The organism is Corynebacterium sp. AOP40-9SA-29 (assembly GCF_052377405.1).
GTDB lineage: Bacteria > Actinomycetota > Actinomycetes > Mycobacteriales > Mycobacteriaceae > Corynebacterium.
On sequence record NZ_JBQSWR010000001.1, the window covers coordinates 255,231 to 276,851 of the forward strand.

The window sequence follows — 21,621 nt, forward strand, 5'->3', positions numbered from 1 at the left end:
TTTCCTTGCAGTTCAGGTGGTCAGGTGTTCAGCGCGGGGTTAGCGCGGGACGAGTTCGGCGAGGTCGGACACGACGGTGTCCGCGCCGGAGTCGAGCAGCGCGGCGCGTCCGGCACCACGGTCGACGCCGATGACGAGGCCGAAGTCCCCGGCGCGTCCCGAGGCTACGCCCGAGGTGGCGTCCTCCACGACGACGGCACGCGACGGGTCCACGCCCAGCGAGGACGCGGCGAAAGCGTAGGTGTCGGGCGCGGGCTTGCCCGCCAGCCCCTCCTCGGCGGCGACGTTGCCGTCGACGATGAGCGCGAAGCGGTCGATCAGTCCGGCGGCGGTGAGGACCTGGCGGGCGTTCTTCGAGGAGCTGACGATCGCGATCTGCGGGGCGTCTGGGTCCTGGAGTGCGTTCAGCAGGGAGACGGACCCGGGGTAGGCGTCGATGCCGCGGTCGAGGGCGCGCAGGAAGTCCTCGTTCTTGCGCAGTCCCAGGCCGGTGACGCTTTCGTCCGAGGCGGTGGCAGAGTCCTCGTCGCCGAGGGGAAGGTCGATGTCGCGGGAGGCCAGCAGGCTCTGCACACCCTCCACGCGGGAGCGCCCGTCGAGATACCCGTAGTAGTCCTTCTCCGTGTACGGCTCGGCATCCCGGGCGTCGAGGTACTCGGTGAACATCGTCCTCCACGCCGCGCGGTGGATCTCCGCGGTGGGTGTGATGACGCCGTCGAGGTCGAAGAGGACCGCGTCGTAGGTTCTCAGGTCAGGCATCCTGGGCAGACTCCTCGGTTGGTTGGAAAGGTGGTTGTGGTGCTCAGCTTGTACTCGGGTGGCCTATCCTAGTGCCCCCACGGGCCTGCCGCCGGACAACGGTGTGCGCCACCTGCGACCTGCGCACACAGTGCATACAGAAGCGAACACCCCAGGACGGTTCCCGTTGCGGGGAACCGTCCTGGGGTGATCAGGTCAGCGCCTATCAGGCCTGTCAGGCCTATCAGGCGATGCCGTTCTTCTCCTTGTACTCGCGACGACGCGCGTGCAGGATCGGCTCGGTGTAACCGGCCGGGGACTCGGTGCCCTTGAACACCAGGTCACGGGCGGCCTGGAACGCGACGGAACCGTCGAAGTCATCGGCCATGTTGTTGTACTCCGGGTCGCCGGCGTTCTGACCGTCGACGATCTTCGCCATGCGCTGCAGGGCGTCGCTGACCTCCTGCTCGCTGACCACACCGTGCTTGAGCCAGTTGGCCAGGATCTGGGAGTTGATGCGCAGGGTGGCGCGGTCCTCCATCAGGTCGATGTCGTGGATATCGGGGACCTTGGAACAACCGACACCCTGCTCGACCCAGCGGACCACGTAGCCCAGCAGGGACTGGCAGTCGTTGTCGATCTCCTGCTTGATCTGCTCCTCGGTCCAGTCGGCCGCGGGGTGGACCGGCAGGGTGAGGATGTCGCCGAGGGTGTCGCGGCGGCCATCGGTGAGCAGCTTCTCCTGGACGGCAAAGACGTCGACCAGGTGGTAGTGGGTGGCGTGCAGGCTGGCGCCGGTCGGGGACGGGACCCACGCGGTGGTGGCGCCTTCCTTCGGCTGGCCGATCTTTTCCTTGATCATGTCGGCCATCAACTCGGTCTTGGCCCACATGCCCTTACCGATCTGCGCCTTGCCGGGCAGGCCGTGGGCCAGGCCGGCGTCGACGTTGTTGTCCTCGTAGGCGATCTTCCAGGCGGCGGTCTGCAGCTCCGGCTTGCGGACCACGGGGCCGGCGAGCATGGAGGTGTGGATCTCGTCGCCGGTGCGGTCGAGGAAGCCGGTGTTGATGAAGGCCAGACGCTCGGAGGACGCCTTGATGCAGGCGTCGAGGTTGGCGGTGGTGCGGCGCTCCTCGTCCATCACGCCGACCTTCAGGGTGTTGCGCGGCAGGCCGAGCAGGTCCTCGACGTCGGAGAAGAGCTCACCGGTGAAGGCGACCTCCTCCGGGCCGTGCTGCTTGGGCTTCACGATGTAGATCGAGCCCTTGCGGGAGTTGCGGCGCTGGTTGTCCAGGTCGGTGCCGGGCACGGCACACGCGGAGGTGATGACCGCGTCCATGATGCCCTCGAAGATCTCTTCGCCGTCGGCGTCGAGGATGGCGGGGTTCTGCATCAGGTGGCCGACGTTGCGGACGAAGAGCAGGGAGCGGCCGTGCAGGCGCAGATCCTCGCCGTCGCGTCCGGTGTAGGTGCGGTCGTCGCTGAGGGTACGGGTGAAGGTCTTGTCGCCCTTGGCGACCTCCACGCTGAGCTCACCGGTGTTCAGGCCGAACCAGTTGGTGTAGCCGAGGGTCTTGTCGGTCGCGTCGACAGCGGCGACGGAGTCCTCGAAGTCCATGATCGTGGAGACGGCGGACTCCATGAGGATGTCCTTGACCCCGGCCTTATCGTCCGATCCCACCGGGTGGGACGGATCGATCTGGATCTCGAAGTAGAGGCCGTTGTGGCGCAGCAGGACGCCGGTCGGCGCGTCCTTCTCACCGGAGAAACCGGCGTAGACCTCGGGCTCGCGCAGGTGGACGTCCTTGCCGTCGATGACGGCGACGAAACGGCCGGACGCCACGTCGTACTTCTCGACGTCGGCGTGAGAGCCGGACTCCAGCGGGACGGCCTGGTCCAGGAAGTCGCGTCCCCAGGCGATGACCTTGTCGCCGCGGACCTTGTTGTAGCCCTTACCCTTCTCTGCGCCGTTCTCCTCGGAGATGACGTCGGTGCCGTAAAGGGCATCGTAAAGCGAACCCCAGCGTGCATTCGCCGCGTTCAGTGCGAAGCGGGCGTTCAGGATCGGGACGACCAGCTGCGGGCCGGCGGTCTCGGAGATCTCCGTGTCCACGTTCTGCGTGGTGATCTCGAAGTCGCCGGGCTCGTCGACGAGGTAACCGATCTCCTTGAGGAAGGCGGTGTACTGCTCGGCGTCCTGCTCACCGGGGTGCTCGGTGTACCACTCGTCGAGCTTGACCTGCAGCTCATCGCGCACGGCGAGCAGCTCGCGGTTGCGCGGGGTGTGCTTGGCGACGATGTCACCGAAACCGGCCCAGAACGTCTCCGCGTCGACGCCGATGCGGGGCAGAACCGTGTCGGTCACGAAGTTGTAGAGGGTCGCGGAGACCTGAAGGCCTCCGGCTGTGACCCGTTCCGTCTGCTGGGACTCTGACGTCATTGACTGCTCCTTCGTAAAGATGGGACTCGCATGACGGACGCCGGTGGGACGCCCGTCGCTGTAGGGACCAGACTAGGTGAGCCACGTCACCGGCGGCGAGCAACCGTGGGTACCGAAATCGTCGTCACCCCCACAGGTGGGAATACCCGGAGATGGCCGGAGGGCCCCCTGAGCGCTATGAAGGTAGACCTAACGTGATGAAGGTCGCACGTAACCCCTGCAAGTAGACCATATCGCCCACATCGTGAGAAGTTTTGTCCCGCATATAGAGAACAGGGGTGAAGTGCTTTTAGCGCTACCCCCGGTGTTACCTGGAACACCCAAACCCTTTGACGTGCCCTTTTCCATCGGTATTCTCAAACGCAGCCGACCCGGGAGATCGCCAGCCGGGTGCAGCGCCGTTACCGCCAATCTCTCACCACTTAAAGGGAGTGACTACTTACATGTCGAACGTCGGACAGGCACGTACCGCCGCCGAAATCCAGAAGGACTGGGACGAGAACCCCCGCTGGAAGGGGATCACCCGCGATTACACTGCCGAGCAGGTCGCCGAGCTCCAGGGCACCGTCGTCGAGGAGCACACCCTCGCACGCCGCGGCGCCGAGATCCTGTGGGAGGGCGTCAACCAGGGTGGCGACTCCTACATCAACGCCCTCGGTGCCCTCACCGGTAACCAGGCCGTCCAGCAGGTCCGCGCCGGCCTGAAGGCCGTCTACCTCTCCGGTTGGCAGGTTGCCGGCGACGCGAACCTCTCCGGCCACACCTACCCGGACCAGTCGCTGTACCCGGCGAACTCCGTTCCGGCCGTGGTCTCGCGCATCAACAACGCCCTGCTGCGTTCCGATGAGATCTCCCGCGTCGAGGGCGACGACTCCATCGACAACTGGCTCGTCCCGATCGTCGCCGACGGTGAGGCCGGCTTCGGTGGCGCCCTCAACGTCTACGAGCTGCAGAAGGCCATGATCAAGGCCGGCGCCGCTGGTACCCACTGGGAGGACCAGCTGGCCTCCGAGAAGAAGTGCGGCCACCTCGGTGGCAAGGTGCTGATCCCCACCCAGCAGCACATCCGCACCCTGAACTCCGCTCGCCTGGCTGCCGACGTCGCCGATACCCCGACCGTCGTCATCGCCCGTACCGACGCCGAGGCCGCCACGCTGCTGACCTCCGACGTTGACGAGCGCGACAGCAAGTTCCTCACCGGTGAGCGTTCCGCCGAGGGCTACTACTACGTGCAGAACGGCCTCGAGCCCTGCATCGACCGTGCGAAGTCCTACGCTCCCTACGCGGACATGATCTGGATGGAGACCGGTACCCCGGACCTCGAGCTCGCCAAGAAGTTCGCCGAGGGCGTCCGCTCCGAGTTCCCGGACCAGCTGCTGAGCTACAACTGCTCCCCGTCCTTCAAGTGGTCCGCCCACCTGGACGACGACGAGATCGCCAAGTTCCAGAACGAGCTCGGCGCGATGGGCTTCAAGTTCCAGTTCATCACCCTGGCTGGCTTCCACGCTCTGAACTACTCCATGTTCGATCTGGCCCACGGCTACGCCCGCAACCAGATGAGCGCCTTCGTCGACCTGCAGAACCGCGAGTTCAAGGCAGCCGACGAGCGTGGCTTCACCGCCGTCAAGCACCAGCGCGAGGTTGGCGCCGGTTACTTCGACCGCGTTGCCACCACCGTGGACCCCAACTCCTCCACGACCGCCCTGAAGGGCTCCACCGAGGAGACCCAGTTCTAGTAACTGGTTCCCCGTCTTAGCGGACGGGAACGGCTAAGCCACACGACACCGGCCGGTCAGCAGCGATGCTGACCGGCCGGTGTCGTTCTGTGCGGGGCCTTCAGCTCCGCGCTCCCACGACCTCACGTCCCACCCTGTTGCGTCGAATGCACAGACACAGAACCGCTCCAATGCCGCAGAGCGCCGCGGCGCTGAACCATGCGCCGTCGTAGCTCCCGGTAGTATCCCGAATCATCCCGGCACCTGATGCCGCGACTCCCGCGCCGACCTGGTGACTGGCGAAGACCCAGCCGAAAACCACAGGGCCAGAGTCACCGAAGTGCTCCCGACACAGAGCCATCGTCGGTGGCACGGTCGCCACCCAGTCGAGGCCATAGAAAACGATGAATGCCCATAGCGGCGGCTCTACGACCGGCCCCATCATCATCGGCAGCAACAACAGCGATATCCCACGCAGCCCGTAGTAGGCGACGAGAAGTATCCGAGGATCAATCCTGTCGGTCAACCACCCGGAGGCCAGTGTGCCGATGATGTCGAATATCCCGACCAGCGCAAGCAGACTGGCCGCGGTCGTCGCAGGCATGCCGTGGTCGTGGGCGGACGGGACGAAATGAGTGCCGACCAGGCCTACCGTGGTCGCCCCGCAGACCGCGAACGTCCCGGCGAGCAGCCAGAACTCCCTACTCTTTCCCGCGAGCCGCAGACTCCCCAGCGCCGTCAATGCGGGACGGGCCGGGGCGGCCACGCCGCAGGGGGAAGCGGGGCTCTGGCCGTAACTGACAAGCCCCACGTCCTGCGGTCGGTCCTTGAGCAGCAGCAACACGACCGGCGCTGCCAACACTGCTGCAGCAGCGATTACCAGGGAGGCGGCCTGCCAACTGTGCCTATTCGCCAGGTGCGCCAACAGAGGCAGGAAGACGAGTTGCCCGGTCGAGCTAGCCGCGGTGAGAACACCTGAGACCAGGCCACGGCGCTGCGTGAACCACCGTCCGGATACCAACGCGGCGAAGGGCATGGACACCGCACCGGTGCCTGCACCGATGAGAAAACCCCACAGGACCCACAGCTGCCAGGGTTCGCTGACGAACACTGACAGCGCGCTTCCGATTCCGACCACAGCCAGAGCGACAGCAGCAACACGGTGAACACCGAACCGCTCCATCAGGGACGTGGCGAAAGGCGAGAATAGTCCGAAGAGCAGGAGATTGAGTGACACCGCTCCACTGATGGTGCCGTGGGACCAGCCGAATTCACTGTGGAGCGGATCCATGAGTACGCCGGGTGCCGAGCGAAAACCCGCGGCCGCGAGCAGTGCCACGAATGCGACCACGACGGTCAGCGGGAACCAGAAGGAGTGTCGTTGAGCCATGCGCCCATTCTTTCGATGTGAAACCCTTCTGCCTATTGGCAGGAAGGCCAATATGTGTAAGGTTTTGGCCATGACACCGCGCCACCATGTCGTAGTTCTCCTTCTGCCCCCTGTCATCGGGTTCGACGCGACCATTCCCCCACTCGTCTTCGGCAACGCCCGGAACGAGTCTGGCGAGAAGCTCTACCGAGTTTCCGTGTGCTCCGTGGACCCCGGCCCCGCCACGTGCGCAGATGGCTTCGCTCTGACCCCGGGATCCGAGACCGACGCACTGAAGACCGCTGACACCGTCGTGGTTCCCGGATCAATGCGAAGCAGCGTACGCAAGGAAGGACGACTGGATGCCGCTGCCCGTGCCGCATTCGACCTCATTCCGGACGACGCACGCGTGATCTCGTTGTGCACCGGCGCCTTCGGGCTGGCCGCCGCTGGCCTACTGGATGGACGACGGGCAACCACACACTGGCAGACGGTGGCTCAGTTCCGTCGCCTCTACCCACGGGTCAACCTCGAGGAGTCTGCACTCTTCCTCGACGAGGGAATGGTCATGACCTCGGCAGGACTGTCCGCAGGCCTTGATCTCTGCCTTCACGTCATTCGCAGCGATGCAGGATGGAAGACTGCCAACGATGTTGCACGTCACTGTGTCACCCCACCCCACCGCGATGGGGACCAATCTCAGTTCATCAAGTGGCCGGTTCCCACACAAGGGAATACCGGAACGACCGCGACTCAGGAATGGGCGCGGGGTCGCCTCAGTGAACCATTGACTGTGCAGCAGCTCGCCGGGCATGCCCAAATGAGTTCCCGGACGTTCGCCCGCCGTTTCGCAGAAGAAACCGGGGCCTCTCCTGCCCGGTGGCTCGCGCGGGAACGGGTCCGTCGGTGCCAGGAACTGCTGGAATCCACCGACCTCACGGTCGACACAATTGCCCAACGCGTCGGATTCGGCACCGGGGCCACCCTCCGTGCACGTCTACGGGCAGAGACGGGTACGACGCCGAGCAGCTACAGACGTCGCTTCGCACGAACCTGACCCGGCGGAACCTCACCGCCCAGGCCCCACTACCTGTTCTTCCTGCGGAAGCGTGTCGGGGGCTTGTCCTCGTAGAGGCCGGTGATCTGGCGCCGGATGTGCTCACGCCGGTTGTAGGTGGCCTCGCGGATGGCCTCGTCGTCATCGAAGCTGGAACCGATCGCCCCGGCCATCGTGCCCAGTGACGCGGTCAGCCAGGCCAGCTTCGCGTAGCCCCACGGGAAGGGTTCGTCGCTCACCTGGGCACGGAAGTAGTTCGTGTCCACGATGACCACCGAGAGCACCAGCAATGCGATGAACACGGTGGTGTAAATCATCGCCGCAGCGATGAGCACCGTGCACAACGTGGCCCGGTTGTCCATGCGTGCACGCCACGCGGCCACGCTGTCTGCCTCACGATCAGGCCATCGGTTCCAGAGGCCGTTGTGGTAGACCAGCCAGAACGTCAATGCCCCCACCGCGAAGATGCTGATGACGAACATGCGCAGCAGCGAGATCGTGTGGGACATCTGCCACATCGAGCCGTAGAAAATACCGTAGGCACCGGTGGCGACACCGATGGCCAGGCAGCCGGTGAGCACGCGGTAGAGCACTGCCGGACGGTTGCCGGCGACCATCCCCAGCAGCAGTCGCAGCGACCTCCCCCACCCGTCGATGACGCGGGTGGAGTCCGCCTCGGCGTCACCACCCTCGATATCGCTGGTGTCGGTGACGTCCTCGAGAATGCCCGCACCTGCGGATTTCCCCTTGAGGAGTCGGCTGAGCTCCTGCCGCAAGCCCTCCTGCGCGCGCAGCAGACCAAAGGCCGGCAGACACAGCATGGTGACTCGCCCCCGGTTCACCGTCTGACTGATGACAGGACGCCGCGTGGTCAGTGGCAGGTCGGTGACGTACACCATCCGGTCCCAGCCGTGACTCTCCATGATGCCGGTGGAACTGTCGGCCAGCCGGACGCTACCGTCCAGGCCCATGGGCAAGGTGCTGGTGCGCACCTCGACGCGTGGCAACCCGAGGGCGGCGAGGTCGTCGTCGGTGAGGTGGGTTTCGTCCGGGTCCACGCCGAGCTTCTCAAGCACTTTGCGCACACGTTTCTCCGGCAGCCCCCGGTCGACCATCACGCCGACGGTCATCACCTTGCTCATGCCGGGTCCCCTGCCAGGTCCCGTATCTGCCCCAGTACCTGACCGCGTATCTGCTCCATGATCGGCCTGTTTCTCCTGCCTCCGAACGTCCCGACGTATTGGCGTGAATCGTACCTGCACTCGACCGCCCGCGTGGCAGGCATGCGTGCGAACGCCCCCTTGCAGCCCGATCACCCTTCCAGGTAGGCATTCGGCCCGAAACCCTGCCTGGAAGGGTGATGACTTCGTTGCCGCCCAGCCGACCCACTCAATGCTCCCCGCTCCGACAAGCGTGCGTTGCCCAGCCTGGGCATGAATCAACGCTTTACACGTACACTGACCAGTGAGCATTCCCCATAGGGAATATCAAGACCACAAGGAGGCCCTCCGTCATGGACAGGCATCAACTTCGCCGAAACAAGGACCTCGGTATGGCCGACCTGCTGTGGGTCTCCCAGCTCGTGGCGCTCCGGAAGCGCAAGGGCTTCACCCAGCAGGAAGTCGCGGCCCACATGGGCGTGGAGCAGTCGACGGTCAGCAAGATCGAGAATTCGAACAGCGGCCGACGAAGAATCAGCGCCGACCAACTCCACCGTTACGCCCGGGCCATCGGGGCTTACACCGGTCATGTCGTGCTGGACGCGGACGATGATCGGGGCTGCCGCCTCCTGAAGAGCGAGATCGAACGCCACACCCACGCCCTGCTGTGGGACGAGGAAGGTCCTGCGACCAGCCCTGTGGCGCACGCCGTTGGTGACGCTCTGCCCCACAACGACCAGTGCTGAAGAAGCATCTCGCGAGGGCCGACTCGTCACGAGAAGTGCGGGCAAAGGACCGTGGCCTTCGAGCTCGTCAATAAGCGAACTCGCGCAGCTCGGGCGCAAGTTCGACACCGCGTACCCCCTGCTGTCCCCCGCCCACCCCGTCATAGAAAACACCCTCCCAGGTAGGCGTTCGCGGTGAAACGCTGCCTGGGAGGGTGAGGATCCTGCACCTGCCTGCACCTGGTCGGTGCGGACGAGGGATCTACAGGTTGATCATGTGACCCATCGTGCCCTCGGCGGCCTCCTTGATGGCCTCCGACAGCGTCGGGTGGGTGTGGACGTTGCGTCCGATCTCCTCGGCCGTGAGGTCGAAGCGCTGTGCCAGCGTCAGCTCGGGCAGCAGCTCGGAGACGTCCGGGCCGACCATGTGTCCGCCGATGAGCTCACCGTACTCGGCGTCGACGACGATCTTCACGAAGCCGACACCCTCGTTGAGGCCCATGGCCTTGCCGTTGGCGCTGTAGGGGAAGGACGCGACCTTGATCTCGCGACCGTTCTCCTCGGCCATCTTGCGAGCAGCCTCCTCCGTGTAACCGAAGGACGCGACCTGCGGGGAGCAGAACGTCGCGCGCGGCATGTTCATGTAGTCGCCCAGTTCCTGGGTCTCCACGTCCGCAATGGTCTCGGCGGCCACCACACCCTGCGCCTCGGCCACGTGGGCGAGCTGCAGCTTGGCGGTGACATCGCCGATGGCGTAGATGCCGTCGACGTTGGTGCGCATGCGCTCGTCGATGTCGATGGCACCGCGCTCGGTGAGCTTCACACCGGTGTTCTCCAGGCCGAAGCCCTCCACGCGGGGGGCGAAGCCGATGGACACCATGACACGGTCGGCCTTGATGGTCTCGGACTTGGAGCCGTCGGCGGTCTCGATGTCGACCTCGACGCCAGCGTCGCCACCGAGGTCGCGCACGGCGGTGGTCTTGTGACCGGTCTTCAGGTTCACGCCGAGCTTCTTGTACTGCTTGGCGATCTCCTTGGAGACGTCCTTGTCCTCGTTGGGCAGGACGCGGTCCATGAACTCCACGACGGTGATGTCGACGCCGAAGTTGGCCAGCACGTAGGCGAACTCCATGCCGATCGCGCCGGCACCGATGACGACCATGGACTTCGGGGCGTTCTCGTCGAGGATCTGCTCCTCGTAGGAGACGATGTTGCCGCCGATCTCGACACCCGGCAGGGACTTCACCACGGAGCCGGAGGCGATGATGGCGTTGTCGAAGGTGATGGTCTTGCCGGCGTCGTCGCCGTCGGTGACCTCCACGGTGTGATCATCAGTGAACGAGCCGAGACCGTTGATCTCGGTGATCTTGTTCTTCTTCATCAGGTAGTGGACACCCTTGACGATGCCCGCGGACACCTTCCGCGAGCGCTGGTGCGCCACGGAGTAGTCCATGCTGATGTTGTCACCGGAGATGCCGAAGGTCTTGGCGTCGTGGGTGAGGATGTGCGAGATGTCCGCGTTACGGATCAGCGCCTTGGAGGGGATGCAGCCGACGTTCAGACAGACGCCGCCCCAGTACTGCTTCTCGATCACTGCGGTCTTCAGGCCCAGCTGTGCCGCACGGATGGCGGAAACATATCCGCCGGGGCCCGCACCGATTACTACTACGTCATAATGTTCAGCCACGTGGTCAAGGATACGACTTTTCGGGCGGGACGTGCAGACCAGGGGCACCAAAGAGACCGTTCGCCGCCAAAACTACAGGTCAGGCGGCCGGCGCCTTAGAGGAAGCGCACGACGAAGTCGGTGACCATCGACAGGAAGTTGTTGATATTGCCGCCGAGCACCTCGTTGGAGCTGACGATGAACTGGTCGATGGGGGCGAGATTCACGGTGGTTCCTCTTTCACGTGGGGACGCCCCGGGCCTGGTGCCCGGGGACGGTTTCGGACACCAGCATAAACGGCGGGAGGTCCGGTTGCGCTACGTCCTGCACGGAACCGGCTGCGACGGGGAAGGTAACGCTACCCCCGCCCGGTGCGTTTTCGTTTGGGAAATCAGGCTTCGGGGTTACACGGTGCACGTCCACCGGCTATGCTGTCGAAGTCTGACCCCACTGACTTTTCTTGAGGACCGAATGAATAAGCGCGCCATCGCACGCGTGACGGCTGCTGCCGTCGCGACAGCCCTGCCCCTGTCCGTCATGAGCGTGCTCGGCGCAGGTTCGGCGTTCGCCGGTATCGCCCAGCCGGACGTGGCCTCGGCCTCCTCTGAGGACAGCGGTGACCCCCGCCCCGCCTCCGAATTCCGGAACAAGGCCACGGTCAACAACCCCTTCCCCACCCGCGAGGCCGCGGAGGGTGAGAACTACGTCGATGAGTCGAAGGCCGCCTGGCGCGACTACGTCTACCACGCAGAGGCGGGTCCGACCGAGGAAGAGTCGGAAGGCATCACCACCCAGGAAATGTGGGACGAGGGAGACCGTTACAGCCGCATGGAGGAGCGCCTCGTGCACTCCGAGGCAATGAACCGCGACATCCCGGTCGTCACCATCCGCGCGAGGGACAACGCCGACATCGCCCCCACGATCTACCTGCTCAACGGCGCCGACGGCGGCGAGGGTGCGGCGAACTGGCTGCGCCAGACCAACGCCATTGACTTCTACGGCAACCAGATCGGCAACGTCAACGTGGTCATCCCCATGGAGGGCGCGTTCTCGTACTACACCGACTGGGAGGAGGCGAACGCGACTCTCGACAAGGGCGGCAACAAGCAGGCCTGGGAGACCTTCCTGGTCCAGGAGCTGCCCGGACCGATGGAGGCGGCCCTCGAAACCAATAACCCCAACCGCTCGATCATCGGCATGTCGATGACCGGCTCGACCACCCTGGTCTACGGCGAGAAGTACTCCGGTTTCTACGACTCCATCGGCGCCTACTCCGGCTGCGCGGCGACCTCCGGCGAGGCTGCCCCCACCGTGGAGATCGTCCTGGGCCGCGGCAACGCCACCTACGAGCAGATGTGGGGTGACCGCAACGGCGAGGTGGCCCGCGAGAACGACGCCCTGGTCAACGCCGCGGACCTCAAGGACCAGCACAACGTCTACGTCTCCACCTCGACCGGCCTGATGGGTGAGCACGACGTCTCCTCCGGCGACCGCCTCAACGGCATGGTCATCGGTTCCATCGTCCCGGCAACCGAGGGCGGCGCAATCGAGGCAGCGACGAACGCCTGCACCCACCTGCTGAAGTCCACCACGGACGCCGCGGGCATCACCCAGGACTCCAACAACCTGGTCTACAACTTCCGCAACACCGGCACGCACCAGTGGGGCTACTGGCAGGACGACATGTTCGACGCCTGGCCCACGATCTCCGAGGGCCTGTTCCCCGGCGGCGGTGCCAATGCCATCAAGCAGCGTGACGAGGCCAAGGCCGCCTACCTCAAGGACAACCCGGGCGCCGGCGCCGCCGGTTCCACCCCGGTCTCCTCCCTCCCCTCCTGGGAGGACCTGACGGCAACCACCGAGGATGCCGACGACGAGTAGTCGACGCCGTCCCACAGGTGCCGTGAGAGCACTCTCCGCCGCCACCCTCGTGGTGGCGGTTTCCGGTTATGCGGTCATTGTCGTCGCCGGCCGCGCGCTCGACACGGTCGGCTACGAGGCCTTCGCCGTCTTCTGGGGGCTCTTCTTCGCCCTCGCCGGCCTCATCGACGGTCTCCTCCAGGAGACCACCCGCTCCGTCGCGGCCCGCACTACCGCAGGACGCACCACCACCACAGGACGCACCGGGCAGGCGCCACGCGCCGCCGCAGCGTCCTACGTCCGCCCGGTGGCGGTCGCGGCGGGCCTCGCCGTCGTCGTCGCCACCGTCGTCGCGGCGTCCGGCCCGCTGTGGGCGGGACGCATCCTGCCGGACGGCTCGGGCCTGGCGGGCGCCGGCGTGGTGCTGATGGCCGTCGGGTTGGCGTCCTACACCTTCCAGGCCGCGGTCTGCGGCCTACTGTCGGCGGCGATGCGCTGGACCACGTTCGCCTGGCTGATCAGCGTGGACAGTGCGGTGCGCATCCTGCTGGCGCTGATCGCGTGGGCGGCGGGCTGGCAACTGCTGGCCTTCCTGCTCGTCACGGTCGTCGGCGCGGCGACGTGGCTGGGGCTGCTCCTCGTCTCCCCGTCGAGCCGGCGTCTGCTGCACGAGGTGGGGGACGTGGGCACCGCGGAGTTCCTGCGGCGCACGTGCAAGGCGATGCTGGCGTCCGGCGCGAATGCGGTACTGATCACTGGTTTCCCCGTGCTGATCACGTTCACCTCGGGGTCGGGCGTCTCCCCCGGTGCCTTGGCTGCGGTGATCACCGCAGTGACGCTGACTCGTGCGCCGCTGCTCGTGCCGCTGCAACGTTTCCAGCCGGCGCTGATCGTGCACCTGACCGCGCACCGCGACCGGGTGCTGCGCGCCTGCGTCCTGCCGGCGACGGTGATCGTGGCGACGGCCGCGGTCGGCGGCGTGGCGGCATACTGGCTGGCGCGTCCGCTGATGCTGCTGTTCTTCGACGCGGAGCTGGTCAGTTCGCCGGTGGTGTTGGCAGCGTTGACCGTGGCCTCGGCCTCGACGGCGTTGCTGATGGTGACCGGTTCGGCCGCCCACGCCGCCGAACGCCACTCCCTGTACCTGGCGGGATGGGCGGTGGCGACCGTCGCGGCCGTGGCGCTGCTGTCGGTGGACGCCTCACCGGAGGTGCGGGCCGTGCTGACCCTGGGCCTTGCCCCGCTGACGGGCGTGGTCGTGCACGTCGTGGCGTTGACCATGAGTAGGTCGACGATCAGAACCGCGACTAGTTAGCATCACCGGATACAAAAGACGCGGTTCCTCCGCTTCTTCTGTATAGTCGTGGTCCATGAACAGAGGGCAGGCGCAACCATGCTGATCGAACTGACGTTGAGCAACTTCCGGTCATTCCGCGGGCCGACCACACTCGCCATGCGTTCGAGTCGGGAACAGAACCACCGAGACCGCCTTCCTCGTATCGAGTCCCGCTACCGCATGAACGTCAATCCCGTCGCCGCGATCTACGGGGCCAACGCCTCCGGCAAGACGAACATCGCCCATGCACTGCGCTACCTGCGCAATGTCGTGGTCAATCAGCGCGACGACGGTGTCCCGCTGCCGCAGGACCCCTTCCGGCTCGACAAGGAGTACGCGGATATCCCCACCGAGTTCTCCATCATGTTCACGGACGATGACGACGTCATGTTCAACTACTACCTCTCGATCCTCCACGGGAAGGTCGTATCCGAAGAGCTGTACAAGATCCTGAGCACCAAAGAAGTCGAAATCTTCACCCGGGAGGTGTCCCCGTCCGGAAGTACACTGACGTTCGGCGACGACATCCGCAGCGAGTTTGTCCGAAAGGTTGTACGTCGCGCATCCGACAACACCCCGATCCCGACAATGGCCGCGAAGATGTCTCCGCTGAACCACAGCGTCGACGAAACCGGTGACGACGAGGACGACCGGGACTTCCTCACCCTCGCCACTCCTTTCACGTGGCTTTCGCGGGTCACGGTGGTCGGCCCGGACTCAATGGACGCGTCTATCGGCCTCCACCTCATGGACAGGGCTTACCCATCCTGGATCAATGCACTCAAGAGCATCGACGCCGGAATCACTGGATCACAGGTCACCGAGATCACTCCTGAAGATGCCGGGGTGACGGAGGAGGAACTCGCCGCCCTCACCGATGGATTAAAGGAAGGTAAGACAACCTTCTCCGAGAAGGGGGCGAACGTTCTGTCCGTGACGCTCGTCGACGGCGAGCCCGTCATGTCCAGGCACTCCCTGGTCCACGGTTCAGGATCCGCCGGCACAGCACTCGACTGGGCCGACGAATCCGACGGAACCAAGCGCGCGTTCAGCCTCTTCCCCGCACTGCAGTTCATGGCGCAGTACAACACCGTGCCCAGAGTGGTGGTTCTCGACGAGATCGACAGAAGCCTCCACACGGAGCTCTCCCGCAAACTGATCTCGGCGTTCCTCGACGCGTGCACCCCGGAGACCCGCTCCCAACTCATCCTCACCACCCACGACGTGATGCTCATGGATGTGGACCTGTTTCGCCGCGACGAGATCTGGGTCGTGGAGAAGACGGACGCCGGGGCTTCGGAGCTACGCGCATTGAGCGAGTACGAGGGTGTGCGCAACGGTAGTGACCTGCGCAGGAGCTACCTCAATGGCCGGTTCGGTGGCACTCCCTCCATCCCTGCCATCGACTACAGCGACGGACCATGAGCCGCGGAGCTGACGGCGAACCTCCAGTAGACGCTCAGTCGTCCTGCGCGGGAATGTTCTTCCGCGAGAACGCGGTGACGATGACCAGGAAGACCACGGCCACGACCACGCCGGCCCCCAGCATCACCGGGTAACTCAGGTTCGCCGAGAGGCGGGTGAGGATCATCGGGAAGAAGAAGCCGATGTAGGTCAACGTGTAGTAGGCGGCGGTCAGGCCGGCCAGGTCGTCCGGCCCGGCGATGCGCTGGACCTCGGTCAAGCCGCTGATCAGGCACAGGCCGTAGGCCGCACCCAGAATGATCGCCACGATGATCGCGCTCCACACCGCGATGTCGTGGGACGCCACCGCGGCCACCGTCATACCGACGATCACGAGCACCAGCGCCACGATCGGGCCGCGTGCGTTGTAGCTGGTGTTGATGCGCGGGCCGAACTGCTGAATCGTGAAACCGGACGCCAGGGCAATCACGGTGAGCAGCCCGGAGAACGCCACCGGGCTGCCGACCTGGTCCTGGACCAGGCGGGGCGTGATCGCGTAGGCCACGCCGGCGGCGCCGAAAACCCAGGGGGCGATCGGCGCGACCACGGTGAGGAAACGCGGGTGGCGGATGGTGGGCACCAGGATGTCGGACCAGAACGAGCCCTTCACCTTGAGGTGCGCCGACTGGCGGGTCTCGGGCACGGTCATCAGCCCGGCGAGGGCGACCACCGAGATCAGGCAGTGCACGATATAGGGCAGCTGGCCGGGGATCGGGCCCCACTCCGCCAGGACGCCCGCCAGGCCGGCGCCGAGGCCGAAGCCGGCGGTCAGCGACATCGTGGCGCGTTTCGCGCCGGCCGACGGTGCCACGCCGGGCTCGAAGGTGGGGGTGGAGAGTTCCTTGATCCAGGAACCGCCGACGGACATCGCGATGCCCACGGCGAGCCCGGCGAGGATGCGTCCGATGAACATCACCGACTCGGTGGTCTCCCCCAGCGCGATGAACACGCTGCCGAGCAGGGCGATGGCCGGCGACGGCAGCATCACGACCTTGCGTCCGAAACGGTCGGACAGCGGCCCACAAATCAGCAGTCCGGCGACGATGCCCACGGCATAGGAGACGAGCAGTGAGTCAACGAAAACGTCGCTGAACACAGCCTCCTGGCGGTAGAACACGAGCATCGGGGTGGCTTCATTGCCACCCCACGCCACAGTGAAGACGGCGAAGGCGACAAACAGCCATGCCCGGGAGAAGGCGGGTGAGGTCCGCGTGGTGTGCTCGTTCTCGGTCATGGTGTCTCATCGTAGGAGGTGACCATTCGTATCCGCTCACTGAGGACCCGATTCCCGCTAATATGTAGTGGTATGGCACACACTGAGAAGGCCCTCGACACCACCGAAATCGCCGCGAGCCTCACCCGCCGTGGCAACGAACGTCCTGCGAAGTTGCGAGACCGGGCGGACCGCGCCGTGCGGGAGGCCGTCGCCGCCGAGCTCCAGGAGGTCCTGGACGGCCGCTGGGCGGACGTGAAGAACGAGACCCGCGCCCTGATCGTGGAGAAGGACCTGCATCCGGACGACACCCTGGAACTGGACGAGGCCCGCGAGCGGACCCTGTCGCAGATGCACGACATGCTCTCCACCGGTGCCCCGCGCGGGACGTTCCGCACCGAGCACGGCGGCACCGGCGACATCGGCGCGACGCTCTCGGCGATCGAGTCGGTGGGCGGCGCGGACCTGTCGCTGATGGTGAAGGCCGGGGTGCAGTGGGGACTGTGGGGTGGTGCGGTGGAGAACCTCGGCACGGACCGTCACATCCCCCTGATCAAGGACATCATGGAGCTGCGGACGTTGGGCTCGTTCGCGATGACCGAGCGTGGGCACGGCTCGGACGTGCAGTCGGTGGAGACCACCGCGGTATACGACCGGGAGACCGGGGAGTTCGTGATCAACACGCCCACGGCCTCGGCGGAGAAGTGGTTCATCGGCAACGCCGCCAAGCACGCCCGCATGGCTGCGGTGTTCTGCCAGCTCTACACTCCGGACGCCGACGGCGAATTGGGCGAGTCCCACGGCGTGCACTGCATCGTCGTGGAGGTCCGCGACGAGGACGGCAAGGCCAAGCCCGGCGTGGGCATCGGCGATCACCTGTACAAGGGTGGCCTGAAGGGTGTCGACAACGGCACCTTCACCTTCGACCAGGTGCGCGTGCCGCGGGAGAACCTGCTGAACCGCTTCGCCGACGTCTCCGAGGACGGCGAGTACTCCTCCCCCATCGAGTCGGTGGGAGCCCGCTTCTTCACGATGCTCGGGACGCTTATTAGGGGACGCATCACGGTGGGTGCCGCCTCCGGCGCGGCGGCGCGCTCCGGGTTGGCGATCGCCACCGGGTACGCAAACCTGCGGCGTCAGTTCGCCCCGGACGACGATCTGCCGGAGAAGAAGCTCATCGAGCACCGCAAGCACCGTCTGCGTCTGATCCCGCTGATTGCCCGTACCTACGGTCTGCAGCTGACCTCGAACCAGCTGATCGCCCGGTTGCACGACCTGGAGGGCGCGGGCATCGACCGGACGGATATGACCAAGGAGCAGCGATGGGACCAGCGTGAGCTGGAGGCCCATGCCGCGGCCGTGAAGGCGGCGAACACCGACCATGCGATGCGGGTGCTGCAGGAGTGCCGTGAGGCGTGTGGCGGTGCCGGCTATATGGCGGAGAACCTGCTGACCACGTTCACCGCAGACGCGGACGTGTTCACCACCTTCGAGGGCGACAACGTGGTGATGATGCAGTTGGCGGCGAAGGAACTGCTGACCGGTTTCTCCCGCGAGGTCGGTGACCTGAAGCCGCTGGAGCTGGTGCGTTTCGGCCTGGACAACTTCGGCACCCTGCTGAAGCGCCGGACGGCGGCGGACACGCTGATCCAGAACCTGGTGGATTCGTTCACGGACAAGGAGGAGACGTCCCTGTTCGACCCCGCCTACCAGGTGGAGTTGCTGACGCAGCGTGAGGACCGTCTGCTGATGTCGCTGATCCGGCGGATCAAGCCGGCGCAGAAGATGAGCACGGAGGACGCCGCGGATCTGGTCGACAAGGCCCAGGATCACCTTCTGGAGTGCGCGTGGGCGCACGTGGACCGGATCATCCTGGAGGCGATGCTGGAGGGCGAGGCCCAGCTGGCGGACGGCCAGGCCAAGGAAGTCATGGAGCAGGTGCGTGACGTGTTCGTGTTGAGCATCATCCACGAGCACAGCGGCTGGTACCAGGAGCAGAACCTGTTGACCGGCACGCGCACGAAGGCCGCCCGGGCCGCTCTGAACGACCTGGTGGACTCACTGGGGCCGTGGTCGCAGACGTTGGTGGACGCCTTCGCGGTGCCGGAGAACATCGTGGGCGTGCCGTTGATGACGGACTACGACGACATGGTCCCCCGGGCGACGACGCATCCGGCCGAGGAGGCCTGACGGCGACTGGGCCGGCGACGATGCCGTCCGGCGTTGGTGCCATCGCCGGCGCCGGACGGTAACGATGGGGTAACGACGTTCACAACACCCGACGTAACCACCCCCGTCGTGAACAATATTTACGCACCTGACGGTGTTGTGAACACCCCCGATCGAAGCCCCGTCAGATCGTTATCTCTTCGTGACGTAACACCCGGCAATGAGTGTCCGTTACTGTTAATAGTGCGCCACAGAGCCTCATCAGTTCACTTCGGCGCATGACCGTACTCGTTTCTTCGAAAGGTAACTAACATGCTGGATATCATCGGAACCATCGTCAACGCCGTCGGCACCTTCTTCACCGACGCCATCGAGCTGGTCACCGGCTCCATCGCCGGTAACTAATTAAGCATCCAGCCCCCGCACGGGGACTGTGAGCTTTTCCCCGTCCAACCTCACGGTTGGGCGGGGTTTTGGCGTTTCGCCGGCCACTCCAGCAGCGCTACGCAACCCAAGTGTGACCGACTTTCCGCCTCTCTTCCAGCCCCCACAAGTAGGGGCCTATATTTGGATACAAAGATGTTCCCCAGGCGATACCGGGGCGTTATAGTTCTCCCCGTGCCCCACGGACTGTACGGTCCCGCACGGCGCGCATCGTATACGTCCTATCGAAAGGTATCCCATCATGCTTGAGATCCTCACTACCATCGTTACCACCATCGGCGGCTTCTTCACCGCTGCCATCAACCTGGTCACCGGCTCCATCACCGGCGGCGGCGAAGGCTAGTCTGCCGCCTCGGCAGCAACGACGCGGCCCCCGCCCCGGCATCGCCGGAGCGGGGGCCGCTCGGCGTCCGCAGCCTCTCCGAACATTTTGGTTTCGTGGTGTAACGGACTTCGACGACGGTCGATATACCCACTGAGAGCGCAACGGAGCCACTCCGGCACCACGGCGCACCGCCACTTCAACCGAGAGGTAATCACCATGCTTGACATTGTCGGCCAGATTGTTAACGCCATCGGCACGTTCTTCACCAGCGTCATCGGACTCGTTACCGGCTCCATCACCGGTAACTAATATTCGGCGGCCTTCGGCAACGGAGGCCCGGACGCGAAGGCCCACCCAGCAATAGCTGGGTGGGTCTTTACGATTCTCACGGCAATCCGGCCACCATAGCGAAGACTCCTCGCCCTACGTCCCCAGTTTCCTGGCCGGAAGCCCCCAATAATAGTGTCCTTTTGCCTGATAACATACTTCCCCGGTTGGCGTTATCCTAAGTAAGCGGACAGAAGCCCTCGAAGCCGACACCGCGAGCACCACCCACCACATTCACCTTGCCTGAAAGGCCACTGCCATGCTTGCAATCATCGGCTCCATCGTCACCCTCATCGGGACCGTGCTGGTCGGCGCGATCCTCCTGGTCGGCGGCTCCATCATCGGCGTCTGATCCGCCCCGGACGCGACAAGCGCGAACCAACAGAAGGACCCTGACCTCCGGGACAGGGTCCTTCAACCGTTGCAACCGCCGACCGAATGCCCCCAATAATAGGGGCCTCCTCCGTTTCATCCGAGGTATATGTTCTCGTTATGAACATTCTTCGTCGCGCGATCACTAGGACCGCGGCCACCGTCCTCATCACCGTCCTCGCCACCACAGGGGTCGGTACTGCCACCGCCGCACCACAACCGCCTGAACTGACCCTCCGGGCACTCGGTGCAATCAACCCCGCCGATGACCTAGCCTATCCGGGCGGAATTTACCCGGGGCATAAGTTCTACGTCGCATACACGGTAACCAACACCTCCGCAGAGCCGATCACCGTCACTGGATTCGTATCGAGCATCGCCACTCGGGTCCGGGACACGTGGATCGAACAGGGCTACGCCTCTGACTACTGCGACCAGTACATCGTGAGACTCGACAGTACAGACCGCCAGGCTTTCCCCCAGGTCGTGGCCCCCGGCGAAACCTCCGAACCGATGTACGACAACGTGAACTACGAGTTCCTGTACGCCGCCGACAACCCGTGCCAGCGTATGGCCATCGCCATCGGGCGCGTAACCGTTGCAGACGACGACGGCGATGAGTACGGTGACGGCGATCTCCCTCCGATCAGCACCTCATCCGGCTCCTCGTCCAGCTCATCTCTCGCTAGCAGCCTCGGGTCGCTCGCTCCGTTCGAGTCCTGATAACCGATGAGCACGCGCCTCAAATTCCTCGTACTACTGCTCGGCACCGCCGCGATTGGCATCATCGCGGCGTTCACCATGAGCATCGCCAGTTACGAAGCGCCACGCACCCTGGCTCCCGTGGCGGCACCAGCATCAACCTACGAAGGCCCCCAGCGCCTCGCTTCGGAAGCGAATCTTCGCCTTCAGGAGGATCTCAATACCGTTGGCGGAGCAGCACCAACCACCACTGCTCCCGTCAGTCCGTACGTCGGCACACCGTATGCCCAGGCCCCCGTCCTGGAGCCACTTCAGGAACCTGCGCAGCCCGTACAACCTGTACACCCTGCCGAGCCGGCACAGGCGGCCCCGCCCGCCACCAGCCCGGAACCGGTCTACCCAGCCGCCGCAGACGCCGTTCCAGCCACAACCGCGGCAACGGCAACAGCCGTCGACACCGTCACCCCAGGAGCCTGGTGCGCGAGAGCGTCAGCAGGCACCACCGGCTACTCCAAAAATGGCGTCCTCATGACCTGCAC

The 21,621-nt window shown here is 65.1% G+C and carries 14 protein-coding genes; 8 read left to right on the forward strand and 6 right to left on the reverse strand.

Translation table 11 applies throughout. The annotated features are described in order from the left end of the window. Nucleotides 1-39 precede the first annotated feature (39 nt). Together ACT3SZ_RS01245 and ACT3SZ_RS01250 are read right to left on the reverse strand one after the other, a co-directional pair. Entirely contained in the window at nt 40-759 is a 720-nt protein-coding gene (locus tag ACT3SZ_RS01245; protein WP_444616036.1) for an HAD family hydrolase, read from the reverse strand. 223 nt (nt 760-982) lie between these two features. Beyond that, nucleotides 983-3,178, reverse strand: a complete 2,196-nt coding sequence (locus ACT3SZ_RS01250; RefSeq protein WP_444616037.1) for a malate synthase G — start codon at nt 3,176-3,178, stop codon at nt 983-985. Between the two features lie 443 nt (nt 3,179-3,621). On the opposite strand from ACT3SZ_RS01250, the gene aceA reads away from it, so the two are divergent. Further along, a complete protein-coding gene (gene aceA, locus ACT3SZ_RS01255; RefSeq protein ID WP_444616038.1) occupies nt 3,622-4,914 on the forward strand; it encodes an isocitrate lyase in 1,293 nt (430 codons plus the stop codon). 100 nt (nt 4,915-5,014) lie between these two features. On the opposite strand, the gene ACT3SZ_RS01260 is transcribed toward aceA, so the two are convergent. Beyond that, a complete protein-coding gene (locus ACT3SZ_RS01260; protein WP_444616039.1) occupies nt 5,015-6,283 on the reverse strand; it encodes an MFS transporter in 1,269 nt (422 codons plus the stop codon). A gap of 70 nt (nt 6,284-6,353) precedes the next feature. On the opposite strand from ACT3SZ_RS01260, the gene ACT3SZ_RS01265 reads away from it, so the two are divergent. Next, nucleotides 6,354-7,319 carry a GlxA family transcriptional regulator gene (locus ACT3SZ_RS01265; protein ID WP_444617031.1) on the forward strand — a complete coding sequence of 322 codons (966 nt, stop codon included), beginning with the start codon at nt 6,354-6,356 and terminating at the stop codon, nt 7,317-7,319. Nucleotides 7,320-7,348: 29 nt separating this feature from the next. Here ACT3SZ_RS01265 and ACT3SZ_RS01270 read toward each other — a convergent pair whose 3' ends face one another. After that, a complete protein-coding gene (locus ACT3SZ_RS01270; protein WP_444616040.1) occupies nt 7,349-8,461 on the reverse strand; it encodes a hypothetical protein in 1,113 nt (370 codons plus the stop codon). Between the two features lie 371 nt (nt 8,462-8,832). On the opposite strand from ACT3SZ_RS01270, the gene ACT3SZ_RS01275 reads away from it, so the two are divergent. Further along, entirely contained in the window at nt 8,833-9,225 is a 393-nt protein-coding gene (locus tag ACT3SZ_RS01275; RefSeq protein ID WP_444616041.1) for a helix-turn-helix domain-containing protein, read from the forward strand. A gap of 241 nt (nt 9,226-9,466) precedes the next feature. On the opposite strand, the gene lpdA is transcribed toward ACT3SZ_RS01275, so the two are convergent. Beyond that, entirely contained in the window at nt 9,467-10,891 is a 1,425-nt protein-coding gene (gene lpdA / locus ACT3SZ_RS01280) for a dihydrolipoyl dehydrogenase (RefSeq protein WP_444614796.1), read from the reverse strand. A gap of 450 nt (nt 10,892-11,341) precedes the next feature. Between lpdA and ACT3SZ_RS01285 the strand changes: the two genes are divergently transcribed. The 3 genes from ACT3SZ_RS01285 (at nt 11,342) to ACT3SZ_RS01295 (ending at nt 15,491) form a co-directional block, all read left to right on the forward strand. Beyond that, nucleotides 11,342-12,751: an alpha/beta hydrolase gene (locus tag ACT3SZ_RS01285; protein ID WP_444616042.1), complete on the forward strand. Its 1,410-nt coding sequence runs from the start codon at nt 11,342-11,344 to the stop codon at nt 12,749-12,751. 22 nt (nt 12,752-12,773) lie between these two features. Further along, a complete protein-coding gene (locus ACT3SZ_RS01290) occupies nt 12,774-14,045 on the forward strand; it encodes a hypothetical protein (protein ID WP_444616043.1) in 1,272 nt (423 codons plus the stop codon). A gap of 78 nt (nt 14,046-14,123) precedes the next feature. After that, on the forward strand, nt 14,124-15,491 hold the full coding sequence (locus ACT3SZ_RS01295; RefSeq protein WP_444616044.1) for an AAA family ATPase: 1,368 nt from the start codon (nt 14,124-14,126) through the stop codon (nt 15,489-15,491). Between the two features lie 34 nt (nt 15,492-15,525). Here ACT3SZ_RS01295 and ACT3SZ_RS01300 read toward each other — a convergent pair whose 3' ends face one another. Next, nucleotides 15,526-16,764 carry an MFS transporter gene (locus ACT3SZ_RS01300; RefSeq protein WP_444616045.1) on the reverse strand — a complete coding sequence of 413 codons (1,239 nt, stop codon included), beginning with the start codon at nt 16,762-16,764 and terminating at the stop codon, nt 15,526-15,528. A gap of 72 nt (nt 16,765-16,836) precedes the next feature. On the opposite strand from ACT3SZ_RS01300, the gene ACT3SZ_RS01305 reads away from it, so the two are divergent. Both ACT3SZ_RS01305 and ACT3SZ_RS01310 read left to right on the forward strand, forming a co-directional pair. Continuing rightward, entirely contained in the window at nt 16,837-18,933 is a 2,097-nt protein-coding gene (locus tag ACT3SZ_RS01305; protein ID WP_444616046.1) for an acyl-CoA dehydrogenase family protein, read from the forward strand. A gap of 1,567 nt (nt 18,934-20,500) precedes the next feature. After that, nucleotides 20,501-21,103, forward strand: coding sequence for a hypothetical protein (locus tag ACT3SZ_RS01310; protein WP_444616047.1), 603 nt, complete (start codon nt 20,501-20,503; stop codon nt 21,101-21,103). The last annotated feature ends 518 nt before the right edge of the window (nt 21,104-21,621 follow it).